Source organism: Brachybacterium sp. AOP42-C2-15, from assembly GCF_052377065.1.
Taxonomy (GTDB): Bacteria; Actinomycetota; Actinomycetes; order Actinomycetales; family Dermabacteraceae; genus Brachybacterium.
In genome coordinates this window covers 1-6050 of sequence record NZ_JBQSWK010000074.1, presented here as the reverse complement: position 1 = coordinate 6050, position 6050 = coordinate 1, and the positions used below count along the sequence as shown (strand labels likewise).

The 6050-nt window shown below is 61.2% G+C and carries 6 protein-coding genes; 2 read left to right on the top strand and 4 right to left on the bottom strand.

The window, feature by feature from the left end:
* Positions 1 to 138: 138 nt before the first annotated feature.
* Complete coding sequence (locus ACT3SQ_RS18755; protein ID WP_444601583.1) at positions 139 to 930, top strand: hypothetical protein; 792 nt, start codon at positions 139 to 141, stop codon at positions 928 to 930.
* Positions 931 to 1866: 936 nt separating this feature from the next.
* On the opposite strand, the gene ACT3SQ_RS18750 is transcribed toward ACT3SQ_RS18755, so the two are convergent.
* The 4 genes from ACT3SQ_RS18750 to ACT3SQ_RS18735 form a co-directional block, all read right to left on the bottom strand.
* Positions 1867 to 2499: a recombinase family protein gene (locus ACT3SQ_RS18750; RefSeq protein WP_345078155.1), complete on the bottom strand. Its 633-nt coding sequence runs from the start codon at positions 2497 to 2499 to the stop codon at positions 1867 to 1869.
* Between the two features lie 125 nt (positions 2500 to 2624).
* On the bottom strand, positions 2625 to 3197 hold the full coding sequence (locus ACT3SQ_RS18745; RefSeq protein WP_345078158.1) for a recombinase family protein: 573 nt from the start codon (positions 3195 to 3197) through the stop codon (positions 2625 to 2627).
* A gap of 180 nt (positions 3198 to 3377) precedes the next feature.
* Entirely contained in the window at positions 3378 to 3653 is a 276-nt protein-coding gene (locus tag ACT3SQ_RS18740) for a hypothetical protein (RefSeq protein WP_345078161.1), read from the bottom strand.
* A gap of 219 nt (positions 3654 to 3872) precedes the next feature.
* Positions 3873 to 4394: a hypothetical protein gene (locus ACT3SQ_RS18735; protein ID WP_345078164.1), complete on the bottom strand. Its 522-nt coding sequence runs from the start codon at positions 4392 to 4394 to the stop codon at positions 3873 to 3875.
* A gap of 279 nt (positions 4395 to 4673) precedes the next feature.
* Between ACT3SQ_RS18735 and ACT3SQ_RS18730 the strand changes: the two genes are divergently transcribed.
* Positions 4674 to 5039 (top strand): hypothetical protein, encoded by a 366-nt coding sequence (locus ACT3SQ_RS18730; protein ID WP_345078166.1) that lies wholly within the window; start codon positions 4674 to 4676, stop codon positions 5037 to 5039.
* The last annotated feature ends 1011 nt before the right edge of the window (positions 5040 to 6050 follow it).

Here is a 6050-nt window from a genome sequence, read left to right as displayed (position 1 = left end):
CGTATCGGTACGGTGTAGGGCAATGACACAGGTGTTTTCAGGTTGCGATACAGGGGCGGGATCACGATGACGCGATCACTTACCAGCGATATGTGCCGAAGCTTGGCCGCGCTAACTTCATTCACAGTCGCCGGGGCGATGGTCCTTGCGGGAGCGGGTCTGGCATCCGCCGAACAGCCCGCGACGGATGCTGCATCCGCGCAGAGCGTGGAAGAGTCTCTCCAGAATCTGGAGGAGGTGAACCCCGGATTGCTGGCCGTGCCGGTCGAATCCGAAACGCATGGGTTGGCTGGATCAAGCCACTCGGTCCCCATTGGGGGAGGGAGCGTCGAAGTCTCTAGTAGCCCCGCCGAAGGCGTTAGCCTCCGCAGTTCGGAGGGTGAAGCTCTGAGCATCCAGTTGCCACATGCGAACAGCGCTGAGCCGGTTGAAGTGCTCGAAGACGGAACGTTTGCGTATCCAGGCGAGGATAGTGCCAATGCAGTGGTGGTCACTGAGCAAGGTGTGCAGATGTTGACTACGATCGCCAATGAGGGTGCATCCTCGACGTTCGCTTACGAGATCGATCTCAGTGTGGGTGAAACCCTGGAGCTGGTCCCCAGCGGGGCGGCAGTCGTCGTGGACTCTGCCGGCGAGACGGTACTAGCCTTCGGGGAGCCGTGGGCTAGTGACGCGGAGGGTAAGGAAGTTGAGACGTGGTTCGAGGTCAACGGCTCGACCCTGACTCAGGTCGCTGATCATACGTCCGATGAGGATGTCACCTATCCGGTGGTCTCCGACCCGATCGTCCTGGCCCCGTGGATGGTTAGGTGCCTGGTAGGGATCGGCCTCAAGAGTCCTGACATCACCCGTATCGCGCAGTTGGGAACGCCCTATTCCATCCTGGCCGCCTTCGGCCGAGGGGCCGTCGCCTGCGTCTTCATGAAGTGATAGTCATGTTTCGTCGACGAAGCGTGCCCGAGCTGGAAGGACAGTTGCGCGAAGTGGAGGAACGTATTTCAGCTCATCCACTCGCCTCAGAGCGTGTAGTAGAGGCCCAGAAGCTGGTCGAAGAACGCAACGGGAAAGACCAAAAAGCACTTTCGAGAGAGCTGTCCGAAAGAGGCTTGCCCAGTCTCGAAGAGCTGGGCCAGATCCAGTTTCGGAATACTGCTAGTTGGTGGCGACTCCATCGTGACCAGAAGCGCTTATCCCGGCAGATCCAGAAACGCCGGACATAGGCTTCCGAACTCACTTTTCCTTAATCGGGAGAGCGGGGAGATTATTTTGCGTGAGCGGCCGCGTAGACGGACCCGATCACCGCTCCGGGCTTGCTTAGCAGTGTCCGGCTCTCAGGCACGACTAGCAGGTGGTTAACCATCTTCTGGGTACTTTCGAGGCTTCGATACCAATAGCCCCGGAAATGATGTGGACTCAGCGCCAGAGATCTCTCAGCGTGGTCACGAGTCGTAACTAGAGCGGCGCCGTCCTTTGGGGTAAACCCTGGGTCATCCTGGATTGCTGCGATAAGGGTTACGTAGGCGAGGTCGGACATCGCTTTCGAAAATGCAAAGCGAGACGACGGCATGTCTATATAAATCGACTTGAGAGCTTCCCATGGCTCCCCCCAAAGGCGTTGCTCTCGTTCGTGGTGGGAAACGGAGAGGGGGGTGAGGAGTAGGAAGTGTCGGCCAGGATCGCCGAGAGCTAAGCCCGCCGGAGTTTCCTCCAATGGCCCGAATCGCTTCACGCGCGTCAGCTCCTCTTGCTCATGATTACCGGCGACGCTGGACGGAGAGAGCTTAGCGCGAAAGGGGTGAAGCTCCGCTCTTAAGCAACTATTCTATGCGACGTTCGCGACGCGGAAGGTCTTTGCTTAACTGGCCATCAGCCCAGGGGTAGTTCTGGTTGCTCGAGGTAGCGGTACAGCGTGGATCGGCTGATTCCGTGGTCACGCGCGATTTGCACCTTAGGCGTGCCGGCCAGGGCGGCGTTGCGGACGGAGCGGATCTGGTCGCTCTCGAGGGTGCGGGGCCGGCCCTTGTAAACCCCACGCTTCTTCGCCGCGGCGATGCCCTCGGTCTGGCGCTGGCGGATGAGCTCACGCTCGAACTGAGCGAACGCGCCCATCATGTTCAGCTGAAACGAGGCCATCGGGTCCGTGTCGCCCGGGGCGAAGGTGAGTCGCTCCTTGAGGAACTCGATGCTCGCACCCTTCCTGGGGTGCTGATCGGTGTGTTCGGTCGGGTCGCCGGTGATCTGCTGGACGATGTCGTTGAGGTCGATCACCGAGCGGGCGAGACGGTCCATAGAGGCGACCACGACATGGTCGCCGTGGCGGACGTGCCGGATCAGCGCCTGCAGCTGTGGGCGGTCGACCGCGCTCTTGCCGGACTGCTTCTCAGTGAAGGTCTGGTCGCACTCCCCCACCGCTTCGAGCTGCCGCGCGAGGTTTTGGCCAGCCGACGAAACCCGGAGGTAGGCGACGCGCTGTCCCAGGGTCCGATGTGTGTCACTCATGTTCTAGACCCTAGCCGAGACATGTGCCAAAAGCCGCTATTGGACCCTGTGGAACAGGAGCGATATGTGGATGTGATGGCTCAGTGGCGCGGTTCTGTGCTCGCTCAGTGGCGGGGCATGGGCGGTCAGGAGGTGGTCGTGGTGCGGCGCAGCTCGCGGTAGATGGTGGTGCGGGAGACGTTGAACAGCTCGGCGAGCTCGGCCTGGGTGTGCTCGCCAGCCGTGTGCAAGGTCAGTAGGTGCTTGCGCTGAGAGGGCGAGAGCTTGGGCTTCTTGCCTTTGAGCTTGCCCTTGGATCTGGCGATGGCCATACCCTCGCGGGTGCGCAGACGGATGAGGTCCGCCTCGAACTCGGCCACCATGCCGAGCACGTTGAAGAGCAGCCGGCCCACGGCGTCATTGGGGTCGTAGACGCTGCCGCCGAGACTGAGCGCCACTCCCTTGATGGTGAGTTCGTCGGCGATGTCCCTCGCATCGGGGAGTGAGCGGGCCAGCCGGTCGAGCTTGGCGACCACCAGGGTGTCGCCGTCCCGGGTCGCGGCCAGTGCCTCGCGGAGCCCGGGCCGGGCGCGGTTCGTTCCGGTCAGGCCGTGGTCGAAGTAGATGTTTTTGCCCTCGACTCCGAGGCGCTCGAGCGCCTCTCGTTGGGCGGAGAGATCTTGCTCGAGGGTCGAGACGCGCGCGTAGCCGACATGCATGTCGACATTGTTGCAGTTAACCTCCCCTCACCGCTCACGTCACCGTACGGGTCTTGCGTACATGACGACCCCTCGTAAAGAGGCGTCGAGGAGGACGCTCGCTCGACATACGGTGAAGGATCCCCTATCGGGCGATTGCTCACTGCAGCTGTTCGCTTCGCCAGCTGCCCGCGAGGGCCACTAGTCCAGCATGAGCTCTACGTCGTAGGCCGGCCCGAGCTCGGCCACCAGAAGACGGTGCAGCTCGATGCCTTCGGCTCGGTGCTCCGCACCCGCCGCGGAAGAGTCCCAGCCGCGCTCCCAGTCGTAGTGCGCATTGAAGAAGGCCGCCCAAGCCGTCAGTCGCCGCTTCAGTGGCTGGGAGAGTTCCCAGTCGCTCTCATCGGTCAAGCCGTCGGTCCAAAGGGGCCATTCAGCGGTGTAGTCGTTCATCAGTCGCACCTGGATCGGTTTCATGCCAGCCAGTGTGCAGCCGGGAGGGAGCCTTGGCGACCTCGATGACGCCAGCGAGCTGTCACAGACAACCGCCACTCAGCGTTCACATCCACAAGCGATACTCCGCCGGCGGCCGTCTCGTTTGGGTATACCTCAGCGAGACGTTCCGATGACAGCTGGCCAGCCACCCTTTGGGCAGCGCGAGCTCCGTCCGGGACGCAATTACTGGCACTTCAGTGCTCAGCCCCCGTTGAGACCTTCCCAGGTGCCAATCTCGGTCACGCCATCGGCCTGGTAGGCCGTGATGGGGATATAGGCGAGGCCCTCGTCGTTGGTCTCTGTCGCCATGTTTTTCACGGTCTCGTTCCACTCGAGTGCCTCTTCCGGCGAGTTGACGTGCCCGCCTTCGAGGCGGATCAGCTCCTCCGCATAGATGTAGCCGACCGCACCGTCGGGCATCTCTACCGCAACGAGGTCTGGCATGGCGTCGTACGATTCCACATCAGAAGAGGAGCCGTAGGTCTGGCCGTTCGCGTTCGTGGGGAAGCTTGGACTCGGCGCGCCCTCATCGGCGGCGGGCTCTGCCTCCGCGTCGGGTGCCGGCTCGGTGGCGGGACTGGCCACGACGGGTGCTGCCTGGCTGGGCGTGGTGGGACCGCTCCCAGCGATCAGGAAGCCAGTGGTCATGCCGGTGACCAGTAGCGCGGCCGCTCCGGCGATGACAGCAGCAGTGCGGTGGCGGGGAAGTCTCTGCGAGGACATCTGTACGGCACCTCCAGACGGCATTCGGACTGCGTCGGTGTCCCATCTCGGTATTTCGAGCGTGGGCCAGGCGTTGTGCTGAATCTGCCAACAGTACCGGCCCGGGGTGACGGGCGCCACTAACGCGGCAGGGCTGCGCACCTCGCGTGACAAGTTTCGGTCCAGGATTGTGGAGCATCTTCATATGCGACAACGAAGCGCCGGCGGCCCTGCTGCTGATGTGCCGCAATGGACCGTTTATGACGCGGGCTGCGGATCGCACTCGGCTAGCCTGGATTGATGAGCGTCACCCTTTCGATCGACTCACGGAAGCTCGACATCCTCGGCATCATGTCAACCACCGCAGGCGGTCTCGGGGTCGCACTCACGGTCTGGGGGCAACTAGCGCGGCAAGAGCTGTATTCGTTCTATGTGTTCAACGGGCACGGGACGGCGGACGGCCTCATGCTGATCCCGTTTATTCCAGGGTTGATCTGCGTCGTTCTCGCCCTTGGGCTCGGCACGGCCAGCCTGCGTAGCCGGGACAGCGGGAGAACGTGGGCAATAGTGGGCCTCATTGCGGGAGCTGTTGCGGTCGCCTTCATGGTGTCTGGCATACCCGTCAATTTGGTGCCTGACCCCCGGATTCCACAAGGGCCCCTGTGAGCATCTTTGGTGCGTTCGCGGTTCACCCCTGAACCGACCGTTTAGGGATTGCTGACCTCCAGGCGCGTTCCGCGGCTTGGTCGTCGGCTGCCGCACGAAGCTGTTCGGCGGTTGTGATGTTTGGGGTTGCGAGCCGAGTGGGGTCCTCGTAGACGCCAGAGGCCGCCCCCAACAGGTGCGGCCCCTGGCGTTACGATCGGGAGAACTGTGCTATCTGAACTCTAGGGAGACTTTACTGGCGGAGGCGCCAGAGCCGAAACAATTTCCCGACTGCCATGATTCTCCGCGTATTGCCCAGCTCGTGTATCGATCCAGACCGGAACAATGAGCTCGCGCACGAGCCTGTTTGCCAGCAGCAAGAGTGGGGCATGAGACCGTTGCGTAGAAGGATGTTCCGGTGTAATAGCCGTGTTCGACGCTATCTAGTCGCTCCGTTCTCTTTATTAGCTTGCCCGTACACCCGCTAGAGGTTGCTGTGCTGACGGTTGTGGTTTTGACCTGATCCGCATGGGCCAGACCAACCATCCCGGTCCACAGGCTGAGAGACAGCAACGCCGTTGCGGCTACGCGCATAGATCGTGATCGAGTTGGCATTCTCGAAGCCTTCGCTTTCTTGTTTAAGCGCCCAGCGAAAGGGCGTAGTACGTCAAGTAAATGGTAAAGGCTGGCGAAATTATTTCGACCACACCTACTAGGCACATCCACCAGGATCTGGCATATATGCCCAAGCAAACTGTAACTATCCCGAGGAGGGGAACAAAAAGGAAAGCGAGACTGTTCGCGAGTGGAGACAATACGCATAACGCCAACGAAATCGCAGCTATACTCAAGGTTGAAATGGTAGCCATCTGTTTTCGTGATTGCGCGCCATTCGGAGTTGTCGCACTTTTGTCGGACATGCCATCCTCCACTGCTAGCATTTTACGGCGATTTGGGCCGCGAAATACGTTTTCACGGCGGTTGCTGCGATCTTCTCGGTCGTATGCATACGGTTGTAAGTGCGATTAATGG